Origin of the sequence: Epilithonimonas lactis, assembly GCF_900110605.1 — a bacterium.
Classification (GTDB): domain Bacteria; phylum Bacteroidota; class Bacteroidia; order Flavobacteriales; family Weeksellaceae; genus Epilithonimonas; species Epilithonimonas lactis.
In genome coordinates this window covers 120440-147043 of sequence record NZ_FOFI01000003.1, presented here as the reverse complement: position 1 = coordinate 147043, position 26604 = coordinate 120440, and the positions used below count along the sequence as shown (strand labels likewise).

Here is a 26604-nt window from a genome sequence, read left to right as displayed (position 1 = left end):
CGAAATATCTTGTGTGATGTACATCACATCTTTTTCGATTCCACAAAAAACCGACTCAAGGTCTCACGAGACACGCCGAGATAATTTGCTAAAACCGTCTTTGGAATTCTCTGCAACAGGCTTGGATAGGAATGTAGGAGCTGTTCATATTTTTCTTTTGCCGTCAAAGTGAGCAAAGACAAAATTCTTTTCTGATTGGCAATATGTCCTCCAATTGCTTTTTTGAGGAAAAAATGTTCAAGTTTTGGAATCGCCTCATTAAGTTTTTGATAATCTGAAAATGACAGACAAAGCACTTCCGTATCTTCCAAACATTGCAAAAACTGCGTGGCTTTGCTCTCGGTGTAAAATGCCATATAATCCGTTTCCCACCAGTCTTCCATAGAAAAGGAGATGATATGTTGCTTGGCATCGCGGTCTATGATGTACAATTTCATTAAGCCAGAAACAATGAAATAGACTTGGCTTACAAAATCAGTTTCTTTGATGACTAAATCCTTTTTTCTGTACTTTTTAGAATGAAAGCAGGAATCAATCAACTCAAATTCCTCGTCTGTGAGGGTGATTATTTTTTCGATGTGATTTCGCAGGATGTTCATTCCATTAAGGTTTTGATTTGCGAATATAAAGATTCAATTTTAATGGTCTAAAATGATTCTGCGGTCAACTCCGCGTTCACCATCGCGCCAGCAAGATTGCCTGTGTAAACCGCATTGGCAACCGAACGCATCGGGCTGGAATTGTCACCACAAGCCAATAATCCTGCAACATTAGTCTTCTGAAATTGGTCGATTTTGATGTGACCCATTTCTGTCATCTCGCAACCAAAAGATTCGGCAATGATGGAATGTTGTGTGAATGGAAACGCACCATAAACCGCTTCGAAGCTCAAAACTTTGCCATCGGATAAAATCAGGCTTTCTACCATTCCATCTTGATATTTTAATTCCTCAATTTCGGTTTCAATGATTTGAATATTATTTTTATTTAATTTTTCAAGTTGCTCATCGGTGAAGTCGGCTTTTCCTCTTGTGAAAATCGTCAAATCTTTAGTCAAATTATTTACTAAAGATGCAATATGAAAACCGCGGTCGCCATTCGCAATGATTCCCGTTTTTTTATTCTGAAATTCATAGCCGTGACAATAAGGACAATGGATTAATGAAATTCCCCAACACTCAGCAAAACCTTTGATGTTTGGAACTTCATCCACAATTCCAGTTGCGAAAATCAGTTTTTTGGATGAGAATTTCTCGCCGTTTTCAGTTGTGATTTCAAATCCATTTTCTGTTTTGATGCCTGCTGTCGCCAAACCTTCGTAAAACTCGACCGTCTTATATTTCCCAACTTGTTCTCTCCCGATGGTCGAAATTTCCTTCGGCGTTTTTCCGTCTTGCGTCAGGAAGTTATGGGAATGTGGCGTCTGTGCATTGCAAGGTTTTCCACTGTCGATGACCAAAACTTTTCTTAATGACCTTCCCAATGACATTGCCGACGACAGTCCGGCGTAACTGCCTCCGATTATGATAACATCGCATTGATTTTCCATTTTAATTTTTCTATTTATATCCTTAATTAAATGCTAACTGCCAAAAGCCAATTATTTCTTGCCAAAGTTAAGATTAATTTTTATTATTGCAACAGAATCGCATTAATAAAAATGAAAAGAAGAAATACACCCGCAAAAGAAGCCGTCTTGAATCTGTTGACGACCACAGGAAAGGCGATGAGCCAAGACGCCATCGAGGGGAAAATCAATCTGGAAATGGACAGAGCCACGATTTACAGAGTCTTAAATCGATTTTGCGAAGACGGAATTCTCCACAGAATTGTAGCGGAAGATGGGAAACAATACTTCGCCGTTTGCATCAAATGTGACGCTAAAAAATTAGCTAACCATCATTTTCATTTCCGATGCACAGTTTGTCAAACGATAGAATGTCTGCCGGTTCCGGTTCAGTTTTCTTTGCCAGCAGATTACGAAGTGGAAAGTGTGAATTGTGTGTTAACGGGTGTTTGTAAGGATTGCGCGTAATAATTAATCTAAAGAATTTCCAGTTTCGAAATCCTTAATCTGTTTTTTCGTTGCTAAAGAACGCCACGCGATTTCCAGGACTTCAATCACCAATTTCCTGTCGTGACAGTCTTTCCACAAACAGATGTAGGGATAATTTTTGAAATGCTCAGGCAAATGAAAAATCTCTGGATAAGTTTCCAAATAATAATCCCGTGAGTCAAAACCAATTCTGATTGGGATAAATTCTCCATTGTCGTGAAGTCTGCACATCAACTTTCCACGGACTTTCACAGAAGGCGTTCCCTCGTGAGAAACACTTTCCTCGGTGTCGGGAAAAGTCAACGCAATATTTTTCACGAAATCAAAATCTGAATAATTAAATTCGATGGGCTTTTTCATCAATCAAAATCAAACCTTCACAAAACCACGAAAACCTCTCGCCGAATAATACGATTCCGCGCCGTTGTGATAAAGGAAAACCGTGTTGTATCGCTTGTCACAGAAAACTGCACCGCCTAAATTCCGAATATCTTCCGGCGTTTTCACCCAGCTCGACGTTTTCAAATCAAAGTTTCCTAAAGATTGCAAATGGCGATATTGTACTTCATCCAAAATCTCGACGCCGATTTCATTGGCCAAATCTATGGCGTTATTTGCCGGTTTGTTTTCCTTTCGGGAATCTAATGCTTTTCGGTCGTAGCAAAGGCTTCGTCTGCCTTTTGGACTTTCTGTGGAACAATCGAAGAAGAGATATTCATCTGACTTTTTATCATAATCAACAACATCTGGCTCGCCTTCGGTTCGTTCCATTTCACTGAGTGACCAAAGTTTTTCCGGATTTGATTCCAATTTTTTCTGAACGTTTTCCCATTTGATATTCTCGTGGCGCGCTGGATTTTTTTCGAAACGGGTTTTTAGAATATCAATCAATTCTGATTGTTCGTCTGGTGATAATTTATTTTTGATGCTCATTTTTTCAATGGTTTAGTTTTCAAAACGTTGCTTCAAATTTAATCAAAATAAATATCGATATTAAGAAAAATTGAAATTCCGATGTAACATTCCAGCTCCGATAGTTGTCTAATAAGAAAACTATGAAATGAGAATATTGTTTTCCTCTCTGGGATTACTCACAGCTACGCTTTTTTTAGCGCAAACTACAAATGATACCATCAAATCCAAAGAAATAGAAGCCGTGACTTTGGTCGCCAGAAAACCGACTGTCGAGAACAAAGCCGACAGAACGGTCTTCAACGTCGCAAACAGCTCTATTCTTGCAGGAAATACGACTTGGGACATCGTGAGAATGACGCCCTTGGTGAGCATCGATAACAATGATAATGTGAAAGCGGAAGGCGAATCGGTGACGGTTTACATTAATGATAGAAAATCGGTTTTCACAGGTAAGGAACTTAAGGAATATCTTAAAACAATTCCTGCTGACAACTTGATGAAAATCGAGGTCATCACCAGTCCGTCTTCGCGTTATGAGGCCACTGGTTCCGTCATCAACATCGTCTTGAAAAAGCGTGATGATGAAGGTTTGAAAGGTAGTATTTCCCTAACAAATACTCAGAATACAAAGAACAACCAGTACGGAAGTTTGAACCTTAATTATCATAAAAAGAACTTCACGCAGACCTTTACAGGAAGTTACAGCGACAATGTTTTTATCAACTCAAACTCCAGCCGAAACACTTATTACAAAGACAATTCTTTGCAACTGATTGATGCGGAAAGTGCTTACACGGGGAAAAGTCCATCGTTTTCCTCCACGTCGGAATTTGAGTTGAATGACAAAAATAACGTCGGTCTCGTCTTAGAATATTTCCGTGGTGACCGAGGTGCTACGACCAATTCAACAGTCAACAATTATCTGGGCGACGTTTTTCAGAATGGATTTGTTCAAAATCTGAATTCGGCCACAATCAATAATACTTTGGGAACCAATTTGTTCTATAAATATTATGACAAGGAGAAAAATCGGATTCTGGACGTCAACATTGGAACCAACTACGATTCTGAAAAAGGCACGACCAATTTTGATAGATTTGATGAAAGCAATTCTCTCACCGAGCAGAGATTTATCGACAATTATTCTCAAAACCGAAATTACTTCGCCAAGGTGGATTACACAATGCCAATCGGCAAAGGCGGAAGTTTTGAAGTCGGCGGAAAAGCGAATTTCAACAACAATGTGATTCCGAACAACTATCGTTATTTTTTTGATAATGGCTTGGAGGTCGACAGCAATATTTTTAAATACACGGAAAACATCAACTCGCTTTATGCCAATTACAGCCGGACTTTTTTCGAGAAATTGGAAACCAGAATCGGACTTCGCTACGAATATATCAAATACAAAATCCGCCAAAATGGCGTTGATGCGAGAACTGATTCCTACGGAACGTTCTTGCCAAATCTCTTGATAAAATATGCGTTCTCACCAAATTATGACTTGAGTTTGACGTACAATCGAAATCTCTGGCGACCGTGGTATTCGGAGTTTAACACGTTCGAAATGCCTTCAAACAATGGGTTTTATTACCGTGGAAACACCGAACTTCTACCCAATCCAAGCGACAGGATTGCTTTGAAGTTTGGGATTCATAAAAAATACTTCATCTCCGCGAGATATATGTTCACAGACCAGGATTATTGGACTAATTATTTGGAGGAAGACGGCAGAACAATCAGTTTTCCAGACAACTTCAAAGGGAAAGTGGAGAAACTTTACGTTTTTGCAAACACCAATCAGAATCTATTCAAAAACAAGTTGAACGTGAACTTTGGAATTGGCTGGTATTACATTGACAACAGCGATTTCAACAGTAGAAACAGATTGAGCCCGGAAAGCAATTATATCAATTACTTCTCAGGTTCTACCAATTTGTCGTACACCAATTTGTTTAATAAAAACATCAACATCAGCGCTTGGATGAGTGTTGATAATCAAAATAATGGAAACTCTGTAGCCAATCAATACAACTTCTTCCACAACATTTCTGTCACCAAGATTTTCCCGGTCTCTCAGATTGAAACCAGTTTGCAGTTGATGAACATCTTCAAAAGACCATCTATGGATATGACGACTTACAGCCAAATCGGAACATTCCAAAACCGCAACAAATGGGATTGGTACGGTTTCTCGCTCACATTCGTAAAACGTTTCGGAAACCAAAAAGTAAAAGAAAATACCAAAACCGATGTTGAGAAAAACTCTGGCGGAAGCAAATAGCAGATAGCTTTTGGCAGTGGCTTTTGGCTGTTAGCTTTTAAAATATTTATGATTAATGAGAACGGGCAATTGCTCGTTCTTTTTGTTTAGAATAAAATCCAAGTCTTTGCTCAGTGAAATGTCTTTGCGAACCTTAAAAATATTTTTAATAAGTTCAAAAAAAGCTTTGCGCGCTTTGTGTTTAATTTTCACAATATCACGAAACTTTAATAAAATTTCACATCCCAAAACTTTTGAAAGCCGTAAATTTGGGCTCAATAAAAAGTAAAATTAAATGTTCAGAAAAATTCAGATTTTCGTGTTGGCGGTGGCTACATTCGGAAATGTAAATGCTCAGAAAACAAAAATCAATTCAGGAGAAAGACCAAAACTAGTTGTAGGATTGGTCGTTGACCAGATGCGTTGGGATTATCTTTACCGCTTCGAAAAGAAATTCGGGAAAGGTGGATTTCAAAGACTTTTGGGCGAAGGCTATTCTCTCAACAATGTTCATATTCCGTACATTCCTACGGTGACGGCGATTGGTCACACTTCTATTTACACAGGGTCGGTTCCATCGATTCACGGGATTGCAGGAAACGATTGGACGGATAAAGAAACCGGAAAAAATGTCTATTGTACAGCAGATGACAGTGTGAATCCAGTTGGGTCGGACAGCAAAAAAATCGGAAGTCACTCTCCCAAAAATCTTTGGTCAACTACGGTTACAGACCAATTGAGAATCGCAAGCAACTTCAAATCAAAAGTCGTTGGCGTTTCTTTGAAAGATAGAGCTTCTATTTTGCCGGCTGGACACAATCCGACAGGCGCTTTTTGGTTTGATGATTCTTCAGGCAACTTTATCACGAGTTCATATTATATGAACGAATTGCCAAAATGGGTCAATGATTTTAATGGTCAAAAAGTTCCTGAAAAACTATTGGCAAACGGTTGGGAAACAACTTTGCCAATTGGTGAATATACAGAAAGCACAGCCGATAATGTAGAATGGGAATATCCGGTCGGAACAGCGAAAGACCCGGTTTTTCCGTACAAAAATCTATTGACGGATTACGCGACAAAGAAAGGTGTCATCAGAACCACGCCTTTCGGAAATACTTTGACTCTGAAGTTTGCTGAGGCAGCTTTGGATAATTATACTTTAGGAAAAGGAACTGAAACGGATTTCCTTGCAATTAACTTAGCTTCGACGGATTATGTAGGACATTCTTATGGGCCAAATTCCATCGAGGTTGAAGATACTTACATCAGATTGGACAAGGATTTGGCCGCGTTTTTCAAAATGTTGGATGAGAAAGTAGGGAAGGACAATTATCTGGTTTTCCTTTCTGCTGACCACGGCGGCGCCAATGCAGAAGGTTTCTTGAGAACTAACAAAATTCTCGGCGGTTTCTATGACGACGGAATGGAAAAAAATCTCGGTGCAGAATTAGAAAAGAAATATGCGAATTCTAAAGTGATTTTGGGAATTGATAATTATCAAATCTATTTAAATCAAAGTTTGATTAAGGAAAAAAAACTGGACGAAGATGATATCAAGACCACCATCATCAACAGTCTGAACAAAGACCCAAGAGTTTTGTACGCCGTTGATTTGAAAAAAATCGGTTCATCTGCGATTCCAGAGCCTATAAAAACCAGAGCCATCAATGGTTACAACTGGCAAAGAAGTGGCGATATCCAAATCGTTTCCCACGACGGAATGCTACCAACCTACGCTAAAAAAGGAACGACGCACAGCGTTTGGAATTCCTACGATTCTCACATTCCATTGATTTTTATGGGTTGGGGAATCAAGCACGGCGAAAGCAACAAGGATTATAATATGACCGATATCGCACCAACCGTTTCCGCATTACTTCACATCGAATTCCCAAGTGGAAATATCGGAAATCCTATTACTGAAGTGATTGGAAGATAGAAAATAGAAGTTAATGATTATAATTTAGATTATAATTTACAACTTTAATTTTTAAATAAAATATAAAACCCAATATTGTCATTCCGTAGGAATCTAAACAGCCTTTGTAGAGATTCTTGCAGAATGACAATTTTTTTGCAGAAATTTGCAACTGATTATGAATTTAAAAGAAAAAGACATCTTCGATTTGCTCAATGAGAAAGCAGAACTCTACAATTCACCGGATTTTATAAATGATGACCCAATCCAGATTCCGCATCGTTTTTCTTTGAAGCAAGATATCGAGATTGCAGGTTTTCTGTCCGCAAGTATCGCTTGGGGAAATCGAAAATCAATCATCAATGACGCTAATAAAATGATGGAATTGATGGGAAATTCACCTTACGATTTTGTAATGAATTTTATAGAAAGTGATTTGGATAAGATTCCACAGAAAGCAATTCACAGAACTTTCAACCACGAAGATTTTATTTTTTTTCTGAGAAATTTCCGACGCATTTATTCTCAATTTGAAAGTCTCGAAGACGCGTTTCTCATCAACGAAGATGAAACCAATTTCTATCATTCGATTGAACGATTCCGAAACCAATTCGTTTCAGAACAACACCGCGGACAGAAACACGTGAGTTCACCTTACAAAAATTCGGCTTCAAAACGATTGATAATGTTTCTGCGTTGGATGGTTCGGAAAGATAAAAAAGGCGTCGATTTTGGGATTTGGGAAAACATTGATGCCAGATTTTTATCTGTTCCATTGGATGTTCATACGGCAAATATTTCCAGAAAATTAGGAATCTTAACCCGAAAACAAAACGATTGGAAAGCTGTGGAAGAATTGGATTTGATTCTTCGAAAATATAATTCTGCTGACCCTGCGATTTACGATTTTGCTTTGTTTGGATTGGGCGTTTCTAAAGAGTTTGAATAAAGATTAACCACAAAGACACAAAGTTTTTTCACGAAGCACACAAAGTTTTTTTGTCATAGAAATATGATAAAACCAATTTAAAACATAAAGAATAAAAATTGTGAACCTTGCAAAGACCTTTGTGCCTTTGTGGTTTAAAAATTATTTCAAAATATCATTAATATTAGGATATTCCGAGATTTTCCGGAACTCAAAACGGTTGCTGTTCTGCAAATCTGAAATGAACAAATCCAATTCCCGAACCGAATCATCGTCCTGAAGATATTGGTCGTGCGTCAGGAAGACCAGATGTCGGGAAGTCTTTTCCAAGTCGTTGAAGAAGATGCTGTCCACACGTTTTGTCATTTCCTTGTGAGTGCCTTTCAGTTTCATCGCGTTCGTTGGTTTCCATTCCAAATCCCAACCTACCAAAACATAGCCGGCTTGTTGTAATTCATCTGCTGCTAATTTTGAAGTTTTGATGTCGGTATTGTTTATGTTTGCTGTTCTCCAGATGTTTCGTCCGGGCGTTCTGGCGTATTTGTTTTTGAATTTCAGGCTGTCTCTTGCTCTGTCAAAGTCGTGAATCACATTTTCCGGATTTTTGTAGAAGTCAGAATATCGGTTCAAGGCGTGCGTGTAGCTGTGATTCGCAATCTCAACGAGTTTGTTACTTTCCAGTTCCTTCAATTCTTTTGATTGGGTTTTGCTGTCGTACGCGTGTTTTCCAACGACAAAAGCTGTGATGGGAATTTGATATTTATCGGTGATTTTCAAAAGGTTGCTCGTTCCTCTGTTAGGCCCATCATCGAACGTCAAGTAAATGTAACGTTTGTTAGGGTCGTCGGGAACATCGGGTTTTGCGGAGATAACTTTTGCTGAGTTGGGGACGATTTTTTCTGAATTGATATCTTTTGAAATTTGTGCCTCTTCTTTTTCTGATTTTTTGTTACAGGATTTCAAAAAAAATACTGCTGTAGAGATTAAGGCAGCAGTCCCAAGAAAAACCAACAGATTTGATTTTTCCGCAAAAGTTTTTTTCATTGTAAATAATGGAATTTAAAGTTGTTAAAAAATGTTAATTAAGTTAAAATTTAGAATCAAATTGGATGCCGAAATCCTTTAGTTTAGACTGTTTTTAAAAATAAATATTAATTGATAATCAACTATTTATGTTTTTGTATTTGCTTTTTATTGATATTTTGAAATTGTGTTAAAATTTAAGATGCTTTAAAACGTGGAATCTTTCGCAGCCCGACTTGAACGGAGCTCATTTTTTTTGCGGCTGCAATCTGGCGAGGGCAAAAAATAGCGGGAGTGTAAGGCGGAAAAGCTGCCCAAATAAATATAAGTAGTACCTTTCTTGATGTACATCAACGTCTGTTCTTTGTTTAAGGTCTTATTTTTGCTGCACTAAAAAAGTTTAATCAAAATAATTTTCTATGAAAAAATTAACCGTATTGGCATTTGCAGGAGCGGCATTATTGTTCACTGCTTGTAATGACAAAAAAGAAACTGTGAAAGACGCGCAAGAAGTTGCAGCGAAAACCGGAGATGCTTACAAAGTAGATTTGGCGACGTCCAACGTGAACTGGAAAGCTTTCCACAAAGGTGGTTTCGCACCAAGATGGGGAACTTTGAACTTGAAATCTGGCGAAATAACGGTTGCTGACAATGCTGTAACCTCCGGAGATTTCGTAATCGATATGACGACTTTGAAAGTAGACCCAGCGTCTGTAACTGAAGCGGACAAAAAGCCGGCTGACCTGGAAGCACACTTGAAAAATGAAGATTTCTTCAACGTGACCAAAAATCCAACTGCTGATTTCAAAATCACTTCTGTAGCGGACTTGGCGGGAGAACTTCCAAAAGATGCTGTAGCAGGTTCTAACAAAACAGTGAGCGGAAACTTGACTTTACTAGGAAAAACGCTGAACGTTTCTTTCCCTGCAAAAGTGACTGTGACGGAAGGTAAAGCGGCTGTAGAAGCCAAATTTACAGTGAACAGAACCGATTGGGGAATTAAATTCGGGACAGACGAAACCGACCCAGCTGAATGGATGATTAGCAAAGACATCGAAATTGGCATCAACGTAAATGCTGCTAAATAATAGATTTTAAAAGTGAAAAGGAGAAGACTGTATCGAAAGAGACAGTCTTTTTTATTTGATAGACACAAAAGAACCGACCCTTTAGGAGCCGGCTCAGTAGATAAAGACATCTCATTTTTTTAGTTAAACAACAACAAAAAAGGATAGCCGACGGTGCTATCCTTTGATTTTTATATCAAATAAATTTGAGTGATTCTGATTGAAAATAGATAAGTTTTCATAACGATTTCCTTAATCTTATTGATGTAAATTTAGAAAGAAAAACAATACGAAATGTAAACTAAATGTTAAAGTTTTGTAGTTATCCACATTTTTTTGTGGATAAGTCTGTTGTTTTATAGTTTCTCCGCAACATACTTCGCCGTAGCCGACTCCTTCACCTTCACCAAATCCTCGGGCGTTCCGGCAAAAACAACTTCGCCACCGTATTTTCCGGCATTCGGACCGATGTCGATGATGTAGTCTGCCGTTTTCATAATATCTGGCTGATGCTCAATCACGACCACCGAATGTCCTAATTCTATCAAGGCCTGAAGCGATTTCAATAATTTTTTGATGTCGTGGAAATGCAATCCTGTTGATGGCTCATCAAAAACAAAAAGCGTTTTCTCCGTGGTCACACCTTTCACAAGGAACGATGCCAGTTTCACTCTCTGCGCCTCACCGCCCGAAAGGGTAGAAGAGGATTGCCCGAGTTGAAGATAACCCAAACCAACGTCCTGCAAAGGTTTTATCTTAGTCGCAATTTTTTCCTCGTGGTTTTCTGAGAAGAATTCCAAAGCCTCGTCAACCGTCATATGAAGGATGTCGGAAATGTTTTTCTCGTCGTATTTGATTTCAAGGATTTCTTTCTTGAAACGTGTTCCGTGGCAGTGTTCACATTCAAGCTCGATGTCGGCCATAAACTGCATTGAGACCGTGATTACACCATCACCTTTACATTCGTCGCAACGTCCGCCGTCCACATTGAAGGAAAAATGTTTTGGCTTCAAACCTTGAACTTTCGCTGATTTTTGTTTCGCAAAAAGGTCACGGATGTCGTCGTAAGCTTTCAGGTAAGTGACTGGATTGGAACGGGACGATTTTCCAATTGGATTTTGGTCAATCAATTCGATATTTTGAATCAGTTTTGAAGGGAATTCCACGGAGTCATAATCCGCTTTTTTTCCACCCATTCCGAGTTGGATTTGAATCGCATTCGTCATCACTTCTTTCATCAAAGTCGATTTTCCACTTCCGGAAACGCCTGTGATGACGGTCAAACATTCCAATGGAACATTCACGTCGATGTTCTTCAAATTGTTTTGACGAGCGCCTTTGATGGCAATATATTCTTTAGTCTTTCTACGCTTTTTAGGCACTTCGATTTCCATCTCGCCACTCAGATATTTAGCAGTCAGCGTATCGGATTTCATCATCTCGTCATAACTACCGTTGAAAACCAAATCACCGCCGAGGTAACCAGCTTCAGGTCCAATATCAATAATATGGTCCGCAGATTTCATCACATCTTCATCGTGTTCGACAACGATTACGGTATTTCCGAGGTCTCGAAGTTGCTTCAAAACGCCAATCAGATTTTCTGTATCTCGGGAATGTAATCCAATACTCGGCTCATCCAAAATATAAATTGAACCAACCAAAGAACTTCCCAAACTGGTCGCCAAGTTGATTCTCTGACTTTCTCCACCGGAAAGTGTATTCGAAGTTCTGTTCAAGGTTAGATATCCGAGACCAACTTTCGTCAAAAATTCCAGTCGGGTTTCGATTTCGTAGGTCAGTCGTTTGGCAATTTCTCTGTCGTGCTCGTTGAGTTTTAAGGATTTTATTAATGGAAGAAATTCATCCAAAGGCAATTCGATAAACGATTGGATATTGTGTCCATCGATTTTCACCCAGCTCGTTTCTTCTCTTAATCTCAATCCTTCGCAAGTCGGACACAGTGTTTTACCACGGTAGCGCGAAAGCATCACGCGGTACTGGATTTTATAAAGATTTTCCTCCAGCATTTTGAAAAAATTATCAATGCTTGGGAACGTTTTCGTTTTGTCACCTCTCCAAAGTAACTGTTTTTGTTCTTTGGTCAACTGGTGGTAAGGCTTATGAATAGGGAAGTCTTTGTTCTTTTTAATGAAATCCTTTTTCCATTCGCTCATACTTTCGCCACGCCACGACGCGACTGCATCTTCGTGAAGCGACAGGTTTTTGTTCGGAATCACCAAATCTTCATCAATGCCAATCACTTTTCCGTAACCTTCGCAAGTCGGGCAAGCGCCGTAAGGATTGTTGAAACTGAAATAATGTACAGTCGGCTCATTGAAAACAATGCCATCCAATTCAAATTTATTCGAGAAATCCCGTACTTTTTCGGTGTCTGTATTTTTCAGAGAACAATAGCCGTGACCTTCGTAGAAAGCCATCTGGATAGAATCTGCCAATCTTTGAAGGAAACTCTCATCTTCCTCATAACTGAACCTGTCGATGACCAGATTAATCGTCATATCTTTCTCGGGCACAAATCCAAAACTTTCCAAATCCTCAATTCCAGCTACATTTCCGTTCACTTCTAATCTTGTGAAACCGGAAACTTTCAGGGTTTTCAGTTGCTCGGCAAAATTCTCCGCATCAAATGACAGAGGAGCCAAAAGCAGAAACGTCGAATCTTTCTTCGAATTTTTAATGAAATCGATGACGTCCGTCACGCTGTCTTTCTTCACTTCTTCGCCGGAAATCGGGGAATAAGTTCGGCCAACTCTCGCAAAGAACAACTTCATATAATCATAAATCTCCGTAGAAGTTCCAACGGTTGAACGCGGATTGGACGAAATCACCTTTTGCTGAATCGCAATAGACGGCGCCAAACCTTTGATATCATCGATTTTTGGTTTTTCTAATTTACCCAAAAACTGACGCGCGTAGGAACTCAAACTTTCCACATAACGCCTCTGTCCTTCGGCATAAATGGTGTCGAAAGCCAGTGAGGATTTTCCACTTCCCGAGACGCCCGTAATCACAATCAGTTTGTTCTTCGGGATGAGAACATCTATGTGTTTCAGGTTGTTAAGGTGCGCGTTTTTAACGAAAAGAAATTTCTTGATATCGATGTCGGTTGTTGTAGCCATAGTAAAAATGAGACCTACAAAATTACGGAAAATTATATCGAATTGGAATATGATTTTGGATTTAAACTATTAAGATTTTCTTAATGAATTTAGCGACTTAACTCAGGCTAATCTCTATATTTGCGCCCGATTATCTGAAAGGAAATAAACTATGAAGAGAATAATTGTGGCTTTGTCGGTTGTCGTTTTGTCAATCAATGGATTTGCGCAGAACAAAGAAAACGAAATCGATGAGGTGAATTTGCAAGGTCGGTTTTTATCGATTCCGTATAATGATGTGAACGAAAATGTGACGGTCATTACCAAGCAACAAATCCAAAACAGTCCTGCGACCAGCATCGATGAATTGTTGCAATTTCACTCGGGGTTGGATATCAAAAGACGAGGTTCGAACGGTGTTCAGAGCGATATTACGATTCGGGGAAGTTCGTTTGAGCAGGTTTTGATTTTGGTAAATGGTATCAGGATGAATGATTCTCAGACTGGTCATAACACTTTCAACCTTCCGTTTGATATTTCGGCGGTGGAAAGGGTAGAGATTATGAAAGGTTCATCGGCAAAACTCTATGGACAGAATGTTTACGCAGGTGTTATTAATATAGTCACCAAATCATCTTCCGAAGAGCAAGTGACGATAAAAGCGCAAGGCGGTGATTTCAAAACTTACGATTTGTCAGCTTCTGCAACCTTTGGTTCTGAGAAATTCACGAATCTTTTTACCATTAGCAATGGCGCTTCGGACGGTTATCGGTTCAATACAGATTATCAAATCAGAAACTTTTTTTATCAAAATAAATTAAAGCTGAATGATGGAAGTCTAAGCTTGCAGGCTGGGTTTTCTGAGAAGAAATTTGGAGCCAATGGATTTTACGCATCGCCAACCGCCATCAATCAATATGAGGAAACACAGGCTTCTGTGGTAAGTTTACAGTATGAGCAAAGGTTTGATAAATTGTCTGTGAACTCAAGTGTTTATTGGCGGAGAGGGCAGGATATGTATCTTTTTATCCGTCAAAATCCGTCCTATTACAGAAATATGCACATTGGAAATAATGTCGGCGGAACGGTGAATGCGACTTACGAATCGTCACTTGGAACCACAGGAATTGGCGTGGATTACAGAAAAGAATATCTAGCGAGCAGTAATCTCGGCGACAGAGAACGGGATGTGACGCAGGTATTTTTTGACCATCAGTTCAAATTCTTCAATCAAAAACTGGAAGTCAATCCTGGCGCGAGTTGGGCGAATTATTCAGGGCAGGATTTTTTCTATCCGGGAATGGATGTTGGTTTTATTTTCAATCCCAATCATAAAGTTTTCGGTGCAGTTTCCAAAGGTTTCAGGATTCCGACTTTCACCGATTTGTATTACGTGAGTCCGGCGGAAATTGGAAATCCAAACTTGGTTCCTGAGTCTGCCATTTCATCGGAATTAGGATATCGATTTCAAAATGAAAAAATATTGGCGAAAGTCAGTGGTTTCATCCGAAATACAGATAATGGAATCGATTGGCTGAAAGAAACGCCAGAAAGTCCTTGGAAAGCGGAAAATGTAGGAAAGATTCATCTTAAAGGTTTTGAAACTGAATTTAAACATCAATTGTTCTCATTCCTTAATTATCGTTTGGGCTACACCTATCTTGATAATCAATATAAAAATGAGGAACTTTCCAGATACGCTTTGCAGAATTTGAGACATCAGTTTGTAGCGCAAGTGGATGTGAAATTCTTAAAATATTTCAGCAATCAATTGATTTATAAATATTCGGAACGTGTGAATCTTGGAAGTTATAATGTCTTGGATGAGCAAATCAATTTTCGATACAAAGACCTTAATTTTTATGTTTTAATCAACAACCTGACGAATACAAAATATGTGGAAACAAACTTGGTTCCTATGCCGGGAAGGTGGTTTCACGTCGGATTTACGTATCAAATTAAAATGAATTAATTTTTAACCACAAAGACACAAAGGTTCTGCACAAGGTTCACAAGTTTTCTAAACGTAAAAATTCTTTGTGTTCTTTGTGAAAAACTTCGTGACTTTGTGGTTTTAACCTAAATTTGCAAAAAATTAAACAATGGCAGTTTACCTTGAATTCAATTTTAAAATAAAACCTCTACAACCCTGGAACGAAATATTGATGGCAGAACTGATAGAAATCGGTTTTGACAGCTTCACAGAAGAGTATGACGGCATCCTGGGCTATATTCAAAAAGACCTTTTCAAAGAAGAAGAGTTGAAAAATATCTATCTCCTTCAAAATGATGATGTCGAGATCTCATACACCTACGAAGAAATGCCGAACATCAATTGGAACGAAGAATGGGAAAAGAATTTCTCACCCATCAATGTGGAAGATAAAGTCCTTATCAGAGCCGAATTTCACGACTCCGACCCGAATATGCACGAGATTGTGATTCAGCCAAAAATGTCATTTGGAACTGGGCATCATCCTACGACGCACCTGATGATTCAGCAAATGTTGGATATGGATTTGGCGGACAAAAAAGTGCTTGATATGGGTTGCGGAACCTCGGTGTTGGCTATTTTCGCCAAACAAAAAGGAGCGGGGAGAACCGTTGCCATCGACATCGACGAATGGTCTGTAGAGAATTCCAAAGAAAATGCAGTGCGAAATAATGTAGAATTGGATATCGAGCTGGGAACGGCTGACAATCTTGGCAAAGAAAAATTCGAAATCATCCTGGCAAACATCAACAGAAATATTTTGATTTCCGATATCCCGACTTATGTTTCCGTTTTGGAAGATGGCGGAAAACTACTGTTGTCCGGACTTTGCTTCTTCGATGTGGAAGATATTCTGGAAGTTTGCACAGAACAAAATCTGAAGCTTGAAAAGAAAATCCAGAGAGAAGAGTGGGTTTCTTTGTTGTTGAGTAAATAAAAACAAAGCCTCAGGATTTAATTTCTGAGGCTTTTTATTTTTAAGTATTTTGAATGTAATAACATAAAGTTTTGCTTTCTGGTTCAATAAAAACATATAGACTTCCATCGCACCAGAAATTCATATGTTCAAAATATTGTTGCATATATTTATCCTCACATTCTACATTTGTGAATTCGGTTGCAATATTATTAAAAGTTAAAAATTGACATAGGAATCTCATTTTCTTTCCACTTTTAGGACAAATAGGAATGTCTTCGTGTTGTAAGAAATTTGCTTTTCCAGCAACCCCTAATATATCAAATTCATTATCATCTGTAATTCCTTCGAATTCTCGAATTGAGAGTTTTGTTTCTTGAAATTCAACTATAGAATTTTTTTCTAAGTCATCAAAAGCCGAAGTTATTTCGCTTGTGTTTTTAGGCTCAATAATTATCGGAGCAAAAGGATTTGAATAATCTAAAAATACATTTTCTATATCCAAATAAATAGGACAAATAAGATGAATGTCGAAAGGAATCCAATCAAAATAATTATCGCCTTTATTTATAAAACCTACATATTGAAACCCACTTAGGAAATCATTTTTTGGAATTATAAAGTTAGATGGGAATTTCCCTCCTAGCTTATGTAATCCATTTTCGCATTGATAAAATTCTAAATTCAGTTCTTTTTGTGAGGTAAATAATTTTTTCAGAAAATTCATTTTGTTATTAGTTTTTAAATTTCACAGTATTTATTTCCTCTCATCAGTTGATAAAATCGCATATCCGTAATTATCCGACCAACCAGACTTTAAAGGTAATAATTGTCTCATGTGTGCTTCCCTCAACATCCCCACTTTTTCTAAAACGCTGAATGAGCCAATATTATCAACAGCACAACCGGCTTCGATTCTGTGCAACTTCAAGGTTTCAAAACCAAAGTCTATAATTTTTCTTAAGCTTTCTGTTGCGTAACCTTTGTTCCAAAATCTGTAATCCAATTGAAACCAAACTTCGGCATTCTTATAATGTTCTTTCCCTAAATGCAATCCAATTAACCCGATGAATTTTTCCTCATCAATCAATTCGATTGCAAATGTAAAATGCTTGATATTTTCTTTATTGTTTTCCGCAATCCATTTCTCAACATTAATTTTGGTTTCATTAATGTCACTCGGGGATTTCGAAGTATTGAATTTGGAAGTTTGCTCTAAAGATTGTAGTTCAAAAATATTTTCAATGTCGTTTTCAGAAATCGGTCTTAAATTTAATCTTTCAGTTTTTAAAATAATATTCATCTTACTTCTGCGGATACTTCTGAATCAAAGCCTGCAAAATTGCCAAAGTCTCCGCATCCATAATCCCACTGTAATTCATTGGTCGGAAGTGGAATTGGAAAGCTTCAATCGTTTGCTTTGTAGCTTTGTCCCAAACGCCATTCACATTCAATGCGTAGCCAAACTGAGCCAACTGTTGTTGAACTCTGGAAACAAATTCAGGATTATTATATTGTAAAGTAATTTCGTTGGTTGTTAAGATTTGATTTAGGAAAGTCTGTTTCGCGGTTTCGTCGTACCACATCCCGATTTGATATTCGTCGTAAAGTCTCTTCCAAGGGAAAAGTGGACCTGGGTCTTGTTTTCTGGTTGGGGCAATGTCGGAATGAGCAAGAACATTGGTTGGTTGGATGTTGTATCTAACGACAAGATCCTTCACCAAAGCGGCTACTTTTTTGATTTGCTCCTCTGGATACGGCGTGAAAACCCGCAGACCTGTAGAATCGACGGTGTAACCCATATTCACGATCTCGATTCCTATGGAAGTATCATTTAATTGTTGGTCCTTTCTCCAGAAACTAATTCCAGCATGGTAAGAGCGCTTGTTTTCATCCACCAATTGATAGATTTCTTTATCTGGCAATGTATTCACAAGGTAATGGGCGCTTACAGCTTGTTGTGTAAGAGTTGAGATTGATTTTTCATCATTTAATACTGTATGATGTAAAATTACATAGCGTTGGCGGAAATTCTGCCCGACAGAAGGAAAATATGTTTTGGTCACTTTGTATCCTGCCGGATTGGCGCTTACTATAGAACCATAACTTATCGTGTTGTCATTTTTCGTTATATCCGCAATATTGACTTTGTAATAGTCGCCTTCATCCTGTTTGATTTCTGGTTTTTTTATAGGAACAACTGCAACTGGCGTGGTAGATTTTACCGGAGTTTTACTTTTTACAGTTTTTTGTTGGGATCCGCAGGAAATGATTAATGATCCTAATGTTATGAGATATAATGAATTACGCATTCGTGTCTGTTTTGGGTTATATTTAATGAGTCAAAAATAAGAAAAAAAATAAATAAAATTTTTTGGTAGTTACGCAAAAGTCTTCTATATTTGCACTCGCAATAACGGGATAGAATATATCACTGAAACTGCAAGGAGAGTTGCCTGAGAGGCCGAAAGGACTTGTTTGCTAAACAAGCGAACTGGAAACGGTTCCAAGGGTTCGAATCCCTTACTCTCCGCAGCTAAAAAAGATGACTTATCGGGGCGTAGCGTAGTCCGGTCATCGCGCCTGGTTTGGGACCAGGAGGTCGCAGGTTCGAATCCTGCCGCCCCGACATTTTTAGTAATTTTCGAAAAAATTACAAATGGGTGCGTAGCTCAGCTGGATAGAGCATCTGCCTTCTAAGCAGACGGTCTCAGGTTCGAATCCTGACGCGCTCACAAAAGAGAGATCATTCTTGGTCTCTTTTTTTTATATCGCAAAGCTAGATATTTATTTCGCTAGGTGATATTAAATATTTTTAATTTTCGGGGCGTAGCGTAGTCCGGTCATCGCGCCTGGTTTGGGACCAGGAGGTCGCAGGTTCGAATCCTGCCGCCCCGACAATTTTTAGTGATTTTCGAAAAAATTACAAATGGGTGCGTAGCTCAGCTGGATAGAGCATCTGCCTTCTAAGCAGACGGTCTCAGGTTCGAATCCTGACGCGCTCACAAGAACCTCACAATTTTTATTGTGAGGTTTTTTGTTTTTAAAAGGTTATAGGTTTGAATCCTGTCGAAGTTACTTTACCGACATTATTTATTATAAAGATTTATTTTCCCAATTTCTAAATGTAAATAGATCTCAAATTCTTTGTAGAGATTTGATCGGATAAAATATTTTTTTGTTTTATTTTCGCTGAAAATTTGTTGCAGTATGTGGAAGCTTATCAAAAAACTGGTCTTTATCCTTATTATAGCCAATATACTTTTCGTGATCTTTGGTATATTTTTCAATCCGCCTGTTACATGGACACAGTTGGGAAGTGTCTTCAAGTACGGGAAAATGCAACGGGATTATATTGCCTATGATGATATGGGAACCAACATCAAAAAAGCGGTACTGGCATCCGAAGATCAAGCATTTTTCAACCACAACGGTTTTGATTACAAAGCCATAGAAAAGGCGATGCAAAAGAATGATAAGAAGGGCAAAGTCGTGCGTGGCGGAAGTACGGTTTCTCAGCAGACTGCAAAAAATGTTTTCCTTTGGCAAGGTAGGAGTTGGTTGCGAAAAGGCTTGGAAGCGATCTACACCTTCATCATCGAAAAGATTTGGGGAAAAGATATTATTCTTGAGAGATATCTGAATGTCATAGAAATGGGTCAAGGCGTGTTTGGTGTGGAAGCGGCTGCTCAATATTACTACAACAAACCAGCAAAAGATCTGACTAAAAGTGAAGCGGCTTGGATTGCAGCAGTTTTACCAAATCCCAAGAAATATGATCCTAAAAATCCAAGTGCGTATCTCAACAAAAAACATAAGTGGATCATGAGACAGATGAATAACATTGTTCTGAAATGATTACTTTTGTGCTAAGATGCCAATTAGATTAATTAGAAAAGACAGTTTCAGTACTATTTTAAAGAATTATTTCAGCGAAAGAAATGAGACTTTGTCTTTGCAGCCTTTATCCGAAATTATCACAAGCCTCAAGCGAGAAGACTTAGGTGTTTTCACAGCGTATCTCAAAGATAATGATACCATAAAGGATAATCTGACTTTTTACATCCATAATATTTTTCAGGATAAGCCATTCAATCTGTCATTGACGGAAGCGGATATCTTATCCGAAAATGCTTTCTATCCTGAGTTTAAAAAAAGAGTTCTTAACAAGGTTTTACCGCCAATAGAAAACGAAAACACCATTTGGTATTTGGTGGACAATGTTTTGGTAACACCGAAAAAGGACCTTCAGTTTTTCCAGAATTCGCCGGAGGATAAGTTGGATGAACTCTTTCAGTTGTTGAAGATCGATAGATTTATCAGCAATCCCCATGTTAAGAAAGAACTTTTATTTTCGCTTAATATCCTGGCTTGGCGAGTTATCGGAAATGCTTTGGATGTCGATGTCATGAAGATGGCACCAGAATATCGTAATTTTGACAATCCTTTTCTGGCTCTGCAAAATGAATTGGATGTCATCAATGCCGACTTCAACCAAAATTCGGATTTCAAGTTCACTTCAACAGATGAGGTTTACAAACAGACCAAGATCTACATGGATCAATGTCTGGAGTTCGTAAATATTGCATTCAAGAATTCTGCAAAATATGGGATTTCCAGCAAGACCAATCAGGCACTGTTGAAGATTAGACAACAGCTGAATAGAATGTCCGACATTATCAAATTATTTGTGATAGATGATGACCGGGATTATTTGATCAATTCCAAGCAGTTATTTTTTAATATTCTAAAGTATAAATCGCATAAGAACAATCTTCGCGATTTGGTTTCGGACAGTACAAGATTGATGTCGCATCTGATCACCAATCACACTGCAGAAACAGGAACTCATTATATTACTTCCACGCTTAGAGCCTACATGAAAATGTTTTGGAAAGCATCTGGCGGCGGCGTCATCGTTGGAGCGCTTTGTGTTTTGAAGATGCTTTACAGTTACATTCCTGCCAGTGATTTTGCCCACGCTTTTCTCTATTCTATGAATTATGCCATGGGTTTTGTCATGATCTATTTGATGCATTTCACTTTGGCTACAAAACAGCCGGCGATGACTGCAGCTACGATGGCAAAGGTGTTGTCCGATGGTAATAGCAGGAATACCTACATTGAGTTTGCGCATGTTGTTTCCCAATTGTTCAGATCTCAATTTATTGCATTTGTAGGCAATGTGTTGATGTCTTTTCCAGTTTCCTTGATCATTATTTACGGCCTGGAGATTCTTTTCAAACAGAATTTTGCTTTTGATAAGTCGAGTAGATTGCTTTATGATCTGGATCCATTTCAATCCAAAGCTATTTTGCATGCTTGTATTGCTGGGGTTTTTCTATTTATTTCGGGTGTCATTTCAGGGAATATCAGTAACAATGCGGTCTTCTTCCAGATTCCTAAGCGGATTGCAAAAAATCCTTTTATCAATTATTTCTTTGGGCAGCGGATCGCAAAGCGTTTGTCGGTCTATTATTCCAACAATTGGGCTGGGATCGTTTCCAATTTCTGGTTCGGTGTTTTTCTTGGTGCCACTGCGCCTATAGGACTTTTCTTGGGATTGGATCTCGATATTAGGCATATTACGTTTGCAGCTGGTAACTTTGCACTTGGACTATATGGTAAAGATTTTGTGATCACTTCCTACGCATTTTGGATCTCATTCATCACGGTTTTCGTGATCGGTTTTTTCAACTTTGCCGTTAGTTTTGGATTGTCTATGTTGTTGGCATTCCGTTCCAGAAAAGTGGAGATGAGCGAGGCGCGGGAAATATTCAGTGAGATCTTCCGATATTTTGTGCGAAATCCGTTCCGATTTTTCTTCCCGATAAAATCCAGATTGGACGAGAGAAGCAAGCGGATGATCGATGAGATCACTACAGGATCAACAAATCATTGATCAGAGAATCGTCCTTCAAAACTTCACGAAACTTTTTCAGAAAAAAAGTTTTTCTCAATCGGAAATCGTTCTTCAAAAGTGGCGATTTTATTCTGATGATCAAGACCTGTTCTTTCAGATTCACGCTCACGATCTCGGCGTAAAGATCACTGGAAAGATAATCCTCAAGAAAATCCTTGACCTCAAAAGCTTTCAATTTATCTTCAAAACCATAGATTCTGGCGAAAGAATTCACTAATTCCGAAGATAGATATTCGCGTTTTTTCCTGGCCATTTTGAGTTTGTTTCCTGATCTTAATTAAGATTGTAAAAGTAGAAAATTCAAACGCAAAAATCAGTATATTTGCACACTTAAAATTTAATGTTCAAAGTTTAGAATTCAAGGTTTAAACTCAGAATATTAAACCATCAACATTGAACAGAAAATTATGAAACCGAAAGGTTGCATAACTCAAACAAATAAATAAAAATTTCGTTATGAAATGTGGAATCGTAGGTCTTCCGAATGTAGGAAAATCAACCCTTTTTAATTGTCTTAGCAACGCCAAAGCGCAATCTGCAAACTATCCGTTTTGTACCATAGAACCAAATCTTGGAACTGTTTCTGTTCCGGATGTTAGACTTTTTGAATTAGAAAAGATCGTCAATCCAGAGCGCGTTTTGCCTGCAGTCGTAGAGATCGTGGACATTGCCGGATTGGTAAAAGGTGCGAGCAAAGGTGAAGGATTGGGAAATCAGTTCTTGGCAAACATCCGAGAGTGTGAAGCGATCATTCATGTGCTAAGATGTTTCGATAATGGGAATATCATCCACGTGGAAGGTTCTGTGGATCCGATCAGAGATAAAGAGATCATCGATATCGAACTTCAATTGAAAGATCTGGAAGCCATTGGGAAAGCGGTAGATAAAGCTAAAAAATTCCTGAAATCTGGTAAGAAAGAAGATCTTTTGACTTACGAGGTTTTGCAAAACCTTCAGACTTTTGTGGAAGAAGGAAAAAATGCCAGAGAATTTCCTGCAGACGATTTTGCAAGATCAATCTTGGATGAAGTTCAACTGTTGACCAACAAACCTGTTTTGTACGTTTGTAATGTGGACGAAAATTCCATCAAAAACGGAAACGACTGGATCGCAAAGATCGAGGAAATGGCAAAATCTGAAAACGCAGAGGTTGTTGTTTTGGCTGCTCAGATCGAGGCTGATATCAATGAGTTAGAAACCTTTGAAGAGAGACAAATGTTCTTGGAAGAACTTGGATTAGAAGAGCCAGGCGTCAACAGATTGATCAGAAAAGCTTACGAACTTTTGAAATTGCAAACCTATTTCACAGCTGGTGTGAAGGAAGTTAGAGCTTGGACCATCGGTCAAGGTTGGACTGCGCCTCAAGCGGCTGGCGTGATCCACACAGATTTCGAAAAAGGATTCATCCGTGCGGAAGTGATCAAATACAACGACTACATGAATTACGGTTCCGAAGCGAAAGTGAAAGAAGCTGGTAAACTATCGGTAGAAGGTAAGGAATATGTCGTTCAAGATGGCGATATCATGCATTTTAGATTTAATGTTTAAAGACATTTGAAGATATTATTAAAACGCTTTCAGAAATGTAAGCGTTTTTTTATTGTACTTTTAGCAAAATTTAAATAAAAAATTTATGATCAAAAAATTACTATTTGCTTCAACTTTAGCATTTGCGTTCAATAGTCAAGCACAAACAACGGTATTTATAGAAGATTTTGAAGATGAAGCCTCTGTGGCGCAATGGAAACTGTATGATAGAGATGGAGATGGTGAAAATTGGGAGATCCTAAATGCGGAACTCAATGAACTGCCAAATTTCTCAGGAAATCTTGCGGTGTCTTTTTCTTGGTATATTGATGCCTTTACGCCAGACAATGTTTTGGAAAGTCGTGCTATCACCTTACCCAATTCAGATGCACTAAGTTTGTCTTTCAAAGCGGCAGCGGGAGACGAAGAGCTTTTTCAGGAGCATTATGCGGTCTATGTAATTCCTGCGAATTCAACTTTTGAGGGAACTGAGACGCCTGTTTTCGAGGAGACTTTTGACCAAGGTTACACTGAGGTTGCAAAGGTCATCAATGTTGATATCTCATCTTTCAAAGGACAGAACGTCAAATTGATCTTCAGACATTACGATTGCACCGATGTTTTTTACATGGGAATCGATGATATCGAAATTAAGGATAATGCAGGAATGGCAGTTTCTGAATCTGCAGCATTATCGCTTAAGATCTCTCCTAATCCAGCAACAGAGTTTGTCAAAATTTCAGGCGTCGAAAATATCGATAACGTAAGAGTTTTTGATATGACTGGAAAAATAGTAAAAGAATCAAAAGGTTCTGAAATTGTCGTTAAGGAACTTCCTGCAGGGCAATACATCATCAATGTTTACACTGGAAACCAAGTGATCTCTAGAAAATTGATAAAAAAATAGATCTATATTTCAATTAGAATCAAAGCCAGGCAAATCGTCTGGCTTTTTTCCGTAAGAAATTTATCAACATCGATTAAAATTAATTCACAAAACTTTCAAATTAAATTTCATTTCGTTATTTTTGTAAGTTACCGATTTCCAACAAGGCTAGCATCCACTTTATGAGCGAACTTAATCCTGTAAACTACTCCGAAGACAATATCAGAACCCTCGATTGGCAAGAGCATATCAGGCTGCGTCCTGGGATGTACATTGGAAAACTGGGCGACGGTTCTTCGGCGGACGATGGGATCTATATTCTCCTGAAAGAGATCATCGATAATTCCATCGATGAGTTTGTGATGAAAGCCGGAAAACGTATCGAGATCAAAGTGGACGAAGGCAAAGTCACCATTCGCGATTACGGTCGTGGAATCCCATTGGGAAAAGTGGTGGACGCCGTTTCCAAAATGAATACCGGTGGAAAATACGATAGCAAGGCTTTTAAGAAATCTGTAGGTCTGAATGGTGTTGGTACAAAAGCGGTCAATGCTTTGTCAGGTTTCTTCAGAGTGAAATCTGTAAGAGAAAACCGTGTGAAAATGGCGGAATTCTCCAAAGGGATCATCAAAATAGATTATCCGGAAGCCGATTCATCCGACAGAAATGGTACCGAGATCAGCTTCATTCCGGATGAGGAAATTTTCATCAATTTCAAATTCAGAAAAGAATATGTGGAGCGAATGCTTCGTAATTACGCTTATCTGAATCCTGGTTTGACGATTCTTTTCAATGGTGAAAAATTCTATTCCGAAAATGGTTTGAAAGATCTTTTGGAAGAAGAATTGGAAAGTGATATCCTTTATCCGATCATTCATTTGAAAGAAGAAGACATCGAAGTTGCCATTACGCATTCTGACAAATCTCAGACTGAGACCTATTTCTCTTTCGTCAACGGACAAAATACGACGCAAGGTGGAACGCACCTCAATGCTTTCCGTGAAGCGTTTGTGAAAACGATCAGAGAATTTTATAATAAAAGTTTTGAAGCAGCCGATATTAGAAAGTCGATCATCGCGGCGGTTTCTATTAAGGTAATAGAACCTGTTTTCGAATCTCAGACCAAAACAAAATTAGGATCAAACGAGATCGAGCCAGGTGGAATGACGGTCCGTACGTTCATTATCGATTCACTTAAAAATAAACTGGACAACTTCCTCCACAGAAATCCCGAAACGGCAGAAGCGATCCTGAGAAAGATCATGATTTCCGAACGTGAGAGAAAGGAATTGTCCGGAATCCAAAAACTGGCGAGAGAACGTGCCAAAAAAGTCTCTCTGCACAACAAGAAACTAAGAGATTGCCGCCATCATTACAACGATCAGAAGGCCACCAGAAAATCTGAGACCGTGATTTTCATTACGGAGGGAGATTCTGCTTCTGGATCGATCACAAAATCCAGAGATGTGGAAACACAAGCTGTTTTTTCATTGAAAGGAAAGCCACTGAACTGCTATGGATTAACAAAAAAAGTGGTTTACGAGAACGAGGAATTCAACCTGTTGCAAGCGGCACTCAATATAGAAGAAAGTTTGGAAGATTTGCGTTATAATCACGTCGTCATCGCTACAGATGCTGATGTGGATGGGATGCACATCAGATTGTTGATGATCACGTTTTTCCTTCAGTTCTTTCCCGATCTGATCAAGAATGGACATCTTTACATCTTGCAAACACCTTTGTTCAGGGTGAGAAACAAGAAAGAAACCAGATATTGCTATTCTGATGCAGAGCGATTGAAGGCATTGGAGGAATTAGGGAAAAATCCAGAGATCACACGATTCAAAGGTTTGGGAGAGATCTCGCCGGATGAGTTCAAGCATTTCATAGGAAAAGATATCAGATTGGAGCCTGTTGTTCTGGGGAAGGATCAAACCATTGCGCAGCTTTTAGAATTTTATATGGGCAAGAATACGCCCGACAGACAGTTGTTTATTTTGGACAATTTGGTCGTCGAAGATAATGATATAGATAAGAAAGAAGTGGTTGTAGAATAGCAGGACC

General features: G+C 38.6%; 22 protein-coding genes and 5 tRNA genes. 17 read left to right on the top strand and 10 right to left on the bottom strand.

Features of this window, described 5'->3' with window-relative positions; translation table 11 throughout:
* Positions 1 to 23: 23 nt before the first annotated feature.
* Both BMW39_RS10320 and BMW39_RS10315 read right to left on the bottom strand, forming a co-directional pair.
* Entirely contained in the window at positions 24 to 599 is a 576-nt protein-coding gene (locus BMW39_RS10320) for a Crp/Fnr family transcriptional regulator (protein WP_034975135.1), read from the bottom strand.
* 47 nt (positions 600 to 646) lie between these two features.
* Positions 647 to 1549 (bottom strand): NAD(P)/FAD-dependent oxidoreductase, encoded by a 903-nt coding sequence (locus tag BMW39_RS10315; RefSeq protein ID WP_165569341.1) that lies wholly within the window; start codon positions 1547 to 1549, stop codon positions 647 to 649.
* A 111-nt stretch (positions 1550 to 1660) separates the two neighbouring features.
* Here BMW39_RS10315 and BMW39_RS10310 point away from each other — a divergent pair, with 111 nt between their 5' ends.
* Positions 1661 to 2035 (top strand): Fur family transcriptional regulator, encoded by a 375-nt coding sequence (locus BMW39_RS10310; RefSeq protein ID WP_034976097.1) that lies wholly within the window; start codon positions 1661 to 1663, stop codon positions 2033 to 2035.
* Between the two features lie 3 nt (positions 2036 to 2038).
* Here the strand turns inward: BMW39_RS10310 and BMW39_RS10305 are convergent, their stop codons facing one another.
* Positions 2039 to 2416: a hypothetical protein gene (locus tag BMW39_RS10305; RefSeq protein ID WP_034975133.1), complete on the bottom strand. Its 378-nt coding sequence runs from the start codon at positions 2414 to 2416 to the stop codon at positions 2039 to 2041.
* 9 nt (positions 2417 to 2425) lie between these two features.
* Positions 2426 to 2989, bottom strand: coding sequence for a DUF4256 domain-containing protein (locus BMW39_RS10300; protein ID WP_034975132.1), 564 nt, complete (start codon positions 2987 to 2989; stop codon positions 2426 to 2428).
* A gap of 127 nt (positions 2990 to 3116) precedes the next feature.
* On the opposite strand from BMW39_RS10300, the gene BMW39_RS10295 reads away from it, so the two are divergent.
* The 3 genes from BMW39_RS10295 (at position 3117) to BMW39_RS10280 (ending at position 8104) form a co-directional block, all read left to right on the top strand.
* The gene (locus BMW39_RS10295) at positions 3117 to 5255 is read left to right on the top strand and encodes a TonB-dependent receptor domain-containing protein (protein ID WP_034975131.1); all 2139 of its coding nucleotides are present in this window, start codon (positions 3117 to 3119) and stop codon (positions 5253 to 5255) included.
* Positions 5256 to 5529: 274 nt separating this feature from the next.
* Positions 5530 to 7176, top strand: coding sequence for an alkaline phosphatase PafA (gene pafA / locus BMW39_RS10285; protein ID WP_034975129.1), 1647 nt, complete (start codon positions 5530 to 5532; stop codon positions 7174 to 7176).
* A 157-nt stretch (positions 7177 to 7333) separates the two neighbouring features.
* On the top strand, positions 7334 to 8104 hold the full coding sequence (locus tag BMW39_RS10280; protein WP_034975127.1) for a TIGR02757 family protein: 771 nt from the start codon (positions 7334 to 7336) through the stop codon (positions 8102 to 8104).
* A gap of 141 nt (positions 8105 to 8245) precedes the next feature.
* On the opposite strand, the gene BMW39_RS10275 is transcribed toward BMW39_RS10280, so the two are convergent.
* Positions 8246 to 9127, bottom strand: coding sequence for a polysaccharide deacetylase family protein (locus tag BMW39_RS10275; protein WP_034975125.1), 882 nt, complete (start codon positions 9125 to 9127; stop codon positions 8246 to 8248).
* 398 nt (positions 9128 to 9525) lie between these two features.
* Here BMW39_RS10275 and BMW39_RS10270 point away from each other — a divergent pair, with 398 nt between their 5' ends.
* Positions 9526 to 10194: a YceI family protein gene (locus BMW39_RS10270; protein ID WP_034975123.1), complete on the top strand. Its 669-nt coding sequence runs from the start codon at positions 9526 to 9528 to the stop codon at positions 10192 to 10194.
* A 335-nt stretch (positions 10195 to 10529) separates the two neighbouring features.
* Here BMW39_RS10270 and uvrA read toward each other — a convergent pair whose 3' ends face one another.
* Positions 10530 to 13316: an excinuclease ABC subunit UvrA gene (gene uvrA, locus BMW39_RS10265; RefSeq protein ID WP_034975121.1), complete on the bottom strand. Its 2787-nt coding sequence runs from the start codon at positions 13314 to 13316 to the stop codon at positions 10530 to 10532.
* A 151-nt stretch (positions 13317 to 13467) separates the two neighbouring features.
* Here uvrA and BMW39_RS10260 point away from each other — a divergent pair, with 151 nt between their 5' ends.
* Positions 13468 to 15267, top strand: coding sequence for a TonB-dependent receptor plug domain-containing protein (locus tag BMW39_RS10260; protein WP_034975119.1), 1800 nt, complete (start codon positions 13468 to 13470; stop codon positions 15265 to 15267).
* Positions 15268 to 15397: 130 nt separating this feature from the next.
* A complete protein-coding gene (gene prmA, locus BMW39_RS10255) occupies positions 15398 to 16225 on the top strand; it encodes a 50S ribosomal protein L11 methyltransferase (protein WP_034975117.1) in 828 nt (275 codons plus the stop codon).
* 40 nt (positions 16226 to 16265) lie between these two features.
* Here prmA and BMW39_RS10250 read toward each other — a convergent pair whose 3' ends face one another.
* From BMW39_RS10250 to BMW39_RS10240, 3 genes are read right to left on the bottom strand one after another with little or no spacing between them, the layout of a single operon-like run.
* Positions 16266 to 16931 (bottom strand): hypothetical protein, encoded by a 666-nt coding sequence (locus BMW39_RS10250; protein ID WP_034975115.1) that lies wholly within the window; start codon positions 16929 to 16931, stop codon positions 16266 to 16268.
* A gap of 30 nt (positions 16932 to 16961) precedes the next feature.
* Complete coding sequence (locus BMW39_RS10245) at positions 16962 to 17507, bottom strand: GNAT family N-acetyltransferase (protein WP_034975113.1); 546 nt, start codon at positions 17505 to 17507, stop codon at positions 16962 to 16964.
* A gap of 1 nt (position 17508) precedes the next feature.
* Positions 17509 to 18516 (bottom strand): N-acetylmuramoyl-L-alanine amidase, encoded by a 1008-nt coding sequence (locus BMW39_RS10240; RefSeq protein ID WP_034975111.1) that lies wholly within the window; start codon positions 18514 to 18516, stop codon positions 17509 to 17511.
* 134 nt (positions 18517 to 18650) lie between these two features.
* Between BMW39_RS10240 and BMW39_RS10235 the strand changes: the two genes are divergently transcribed.
* The 7 genes from BMW39_RS10235 (at position 18651) to BMW39_RS10205 (ending at position 22106) form a co-directional block, all read left to right on the top strand.
* Positions 18651 to 18737, top strand: a tRNA-Ser gene (locus BMW39_RS10235).
* A gap of 21 nt (positions 18738 to 18758) precedes the next feature.
* Positions 18759 to 18833, top strand: a tRNA-Pro gene (locus BMW39_RS10230).
* A 32-nt stretch (positions 18834 to 18865) separates the two neighbouring features.
* A tRNA-Arg gene (locus BMW39_RS10225) sits at positions 18866 to 18939 on the top strand.
* Between the two features lie 88 nt (positions 18940 to 19027).
* Positions 19028 to 19102 (top strand) — tRNA-Pro (locus tag BMW39_RS10220).
* A 33-nt stretch (positions 19103 to 19135) separates the two neighbouring features.
* A tRNA-Arg gene (locus tag BMW39_RS10215) sits at positions 19136 to 19209 on the top strand.
* A 205-nt stretch (positions 19210 to 19414) separates the two neighbouring features.
* A complete protein-coding gene (mtgA, locus tag BMW39_RS10210) occupies positions 19415 to 20062 on the top strand; it encodes a monofunctional biosynthetic peptidoglycan transglycosylase (protein WP_034975109.1) in 648 nt (215 codons plus the stop codon).
* A gap of 16 nt (positions 20063 to 20078) precedes the next feature.
* Positions 20079 to 22106, top strand: a complete 2028-nt coding sequence (locus tag BMW39_RS10205; protein WP_034975107.1) for a recombinase — start codon at positions 20079 to 20081, stop codon at positions 22104 to 22106.
* Here BMW39_RS10205 and BMW39_RS10200 read toward each other — a convergent pair.
* A complete protein-coding gene (locus tag BMW39_RS10200) occupies positions 22084 to 22380 on the bottom strand; it encodes a hypothetical protein (RefSeq protein WP_034975105.1) in 297 nt (98 codons plus the stop codon). The genes BMW39_RS10205 and BMW39_RS10200 overlap by 23 nt on opposite strands.
* Positions 22381 to 22583: 203 nt before the next feature.
* Here BMW39_RS10200 and ychF point away from each other — a divergent pair, with 203 nt between their 5' ends.
* The 3 genes from ychF (at position 22584) to BMW39_RS10185 (ending at position 26597) form a co-directional block, all read left to right on the top strand.
* On the top strand, positions 22584 to 23675 hold the full coding sequence (ychF, locus tag BMW39_RS10195; protein WP_034975103.1) for a redox-regulated ATPase YchF: 1092 nt from the start codon (positions 22584 to 22586) through the stop codon (positions 23673 to 23675).
* Between the two features lie 85 nt (positions 23676 to 23760).
* Entirely contained in the window at positions 23761 to 24561 is an 801-nt protein-coding gene (locus BMW39_RS10190; RefSeq protein WP_034975101.1) for a T9SS-dependent choice-of-anchor J family protein, read from the top strand.
* Between the two features lie 161 nt (positions 24562 to 24722).
* Complete coding sequence (locus BMW39_RS10185; RefSeq protein WP_034975099.1) at positions 24723 to 26597, top strand: DNA topoisomerase IV subunit B; 1875 nt, start codon at positions 24723 to 24725, stop codon at positions 26595 to 26597.
* Positions 26598 to 26604 lie beyond the last annotated feature (7 nt).

What these genes read in the sequence shown, in the direction of transcription:
- BMW39_RS10320 (WP_034975135.1), bottom strand. Translation starts at nt 599, where the DNA reads ATGAACATCCTGCGAAATCACATCGAAAAAATAATCACCCTCACAGAC.
- BMW39_RS10315 (WP_165569341.1), bottom strand. Translation starts at nt 1,549, where the DNA reads ATGGAAAATCAATGCGATGTTATCATAATCGGAGGCAGTTACGCCGGA.
- BMW39_RS10310 (WP_034976097.1), top strand. Translation starts at nt 1,661, where the DNA reads ATGAAAAGAAGAAATACACCCGCAAAAGAAGCCGTCTTGAATCTGTTG.
- BMW39_RS10305 (WP_034975133.1), bottom strand. Translation starts at nt 2,416, where the DNA reads ATGAAAAAGCCCATCGAATTTAATTATTCAGATTTTGATTTCGTGAAA.
- BMW39_RS10300 (WP_034975132.1), bottom strand. Translation starts at nt 2,989, where the DNA reads ATGAGCATCAAAAATAAATTATCACCAGACGAACAATCAGAATTGATT.
- BMW39_RS10295 (WP_034975131.1), top strand. Translation starts at nt 3,117, where the DNA reads ATGAGAATATTGTTTTCCTCTCTGGGATTACTCACAGCTACGCTTTTT.
- pafA (WP_034975129.1), top strand. Translation starts at nt 5,530, where the DNA reads ATGTTCAGAAAAATTCAGATTTTCGTGTTGGCGGTGGCTACATTCGGA.
- BMW39_RS10280 (WP_034975127.1), top strand. Translation starts at nt 7,334, where the DNA reads ATGAATTTAAAAGAAAAAGACATCTTCGATTTGCTCAATGAGAAAGCA.
- BMW39_RS10275 (WP_034975125.1), bottom strand. Translation starts at nt 9,127, where the DNA reads ATGAAAAAAACTTTTGCGGAAAAATCAAATCTGTTGGTTTTTCTTGGG.
- BMW39_RS10270 (WP_034975123.1), top strand. Translation starts at nt 9,526, where the DNA reads ATGAAAAAATTAACCGTATTGGCATTTGCAGGAGCGGCATTATTGTTC.
- uvrA (WP_034975121.1), bottom strand. Translation starts at nt 13,316, where the DNA reads ATGGCTACAACAACCGACATCGATATCAAGAAATTTCTTTTCGTTAAA.
- BMW39_RS10260 (WP_034975119.1), top strand. Translation starts at nt 13,468, where the DNA reads ATGAAGAGAATAATTGTGGCTTTGTCGGTTGTCGTTTTGTCAATCAAT.
- prmA (WP_034975117.1), top strand. Translation starts at nt 15,398, where the DNA reads ATGGCAGTTTACCTTGAATTCAATTTTAAAATAAAACCTCTACAACCC.
- BMW39_RS10250 (WP_034975115.1), bottom strand. Translation starts at nt 16,931, where the DNA reads ATGAATTTTCTGAAAAAATTATTTACCTCACAAAAAGAACTGAATTTA.
- BMW39_RS10245 (WP_034975113.1), bottom strand. Translation starts at nt 17,507, where the DNA reads ATGAATATTATTTTAAAAACTGAAAGATTAAATTTAAGACCGATTTCT.
- BMW39_RS10240 (WP_034975111.1), bottom strand. Translation starts at nt 18,516, where the DNA reads ATGCGTAATTCATTATATCTCATAACATTAGGATCATTAATCATTTCC.
- mtgA (WP_034975109.1), top strand. Translation starts at nt 19,415, where the DNA reads ATGTGGAAGCTTATCAAAAAACTGGTCTTTATCCTTATTATAGCCAAT.
- BMW39_RS10205 (WP_034975107.1), top strand. Translation starts at nt 20,079, where the DNA reads ATGCCAATTAGATTAATTAGAAAAGACAGTTTCAGTACTATTTTAAAG.
- BMW39_RS10200 (WP_034975105.1), bottom strand. Translation starts at nt 22,380, where the DNA reads ATGGCCAGGAAAAAACGCGAATATCTATCTTCGGAATTAGTGAATTCT.
- ychF (WP_034975103.1), top strand. Translation starts at nt 22,584, where the DNA reads ATGAAATGTGGAATCGTAGGTCTTCCGAATGTAGGAAAATCAACCCTT.
- BMW39_RS10190 (WP_034975101.1), top strand. Translation starts at nt 23,761, where the DNA reads ATGATCAAAAAATTACTATTTGCTTCAACTTTAGCATTTGCGTTCAAT.
- BMW39_RS10185 (WP_034975099.1), top strand. Translation starts at nt 24,723, where the DNA reads ATGAGCGAACTTAATCCTGTAAACTACTCCGAAGACAATATCAGAACC.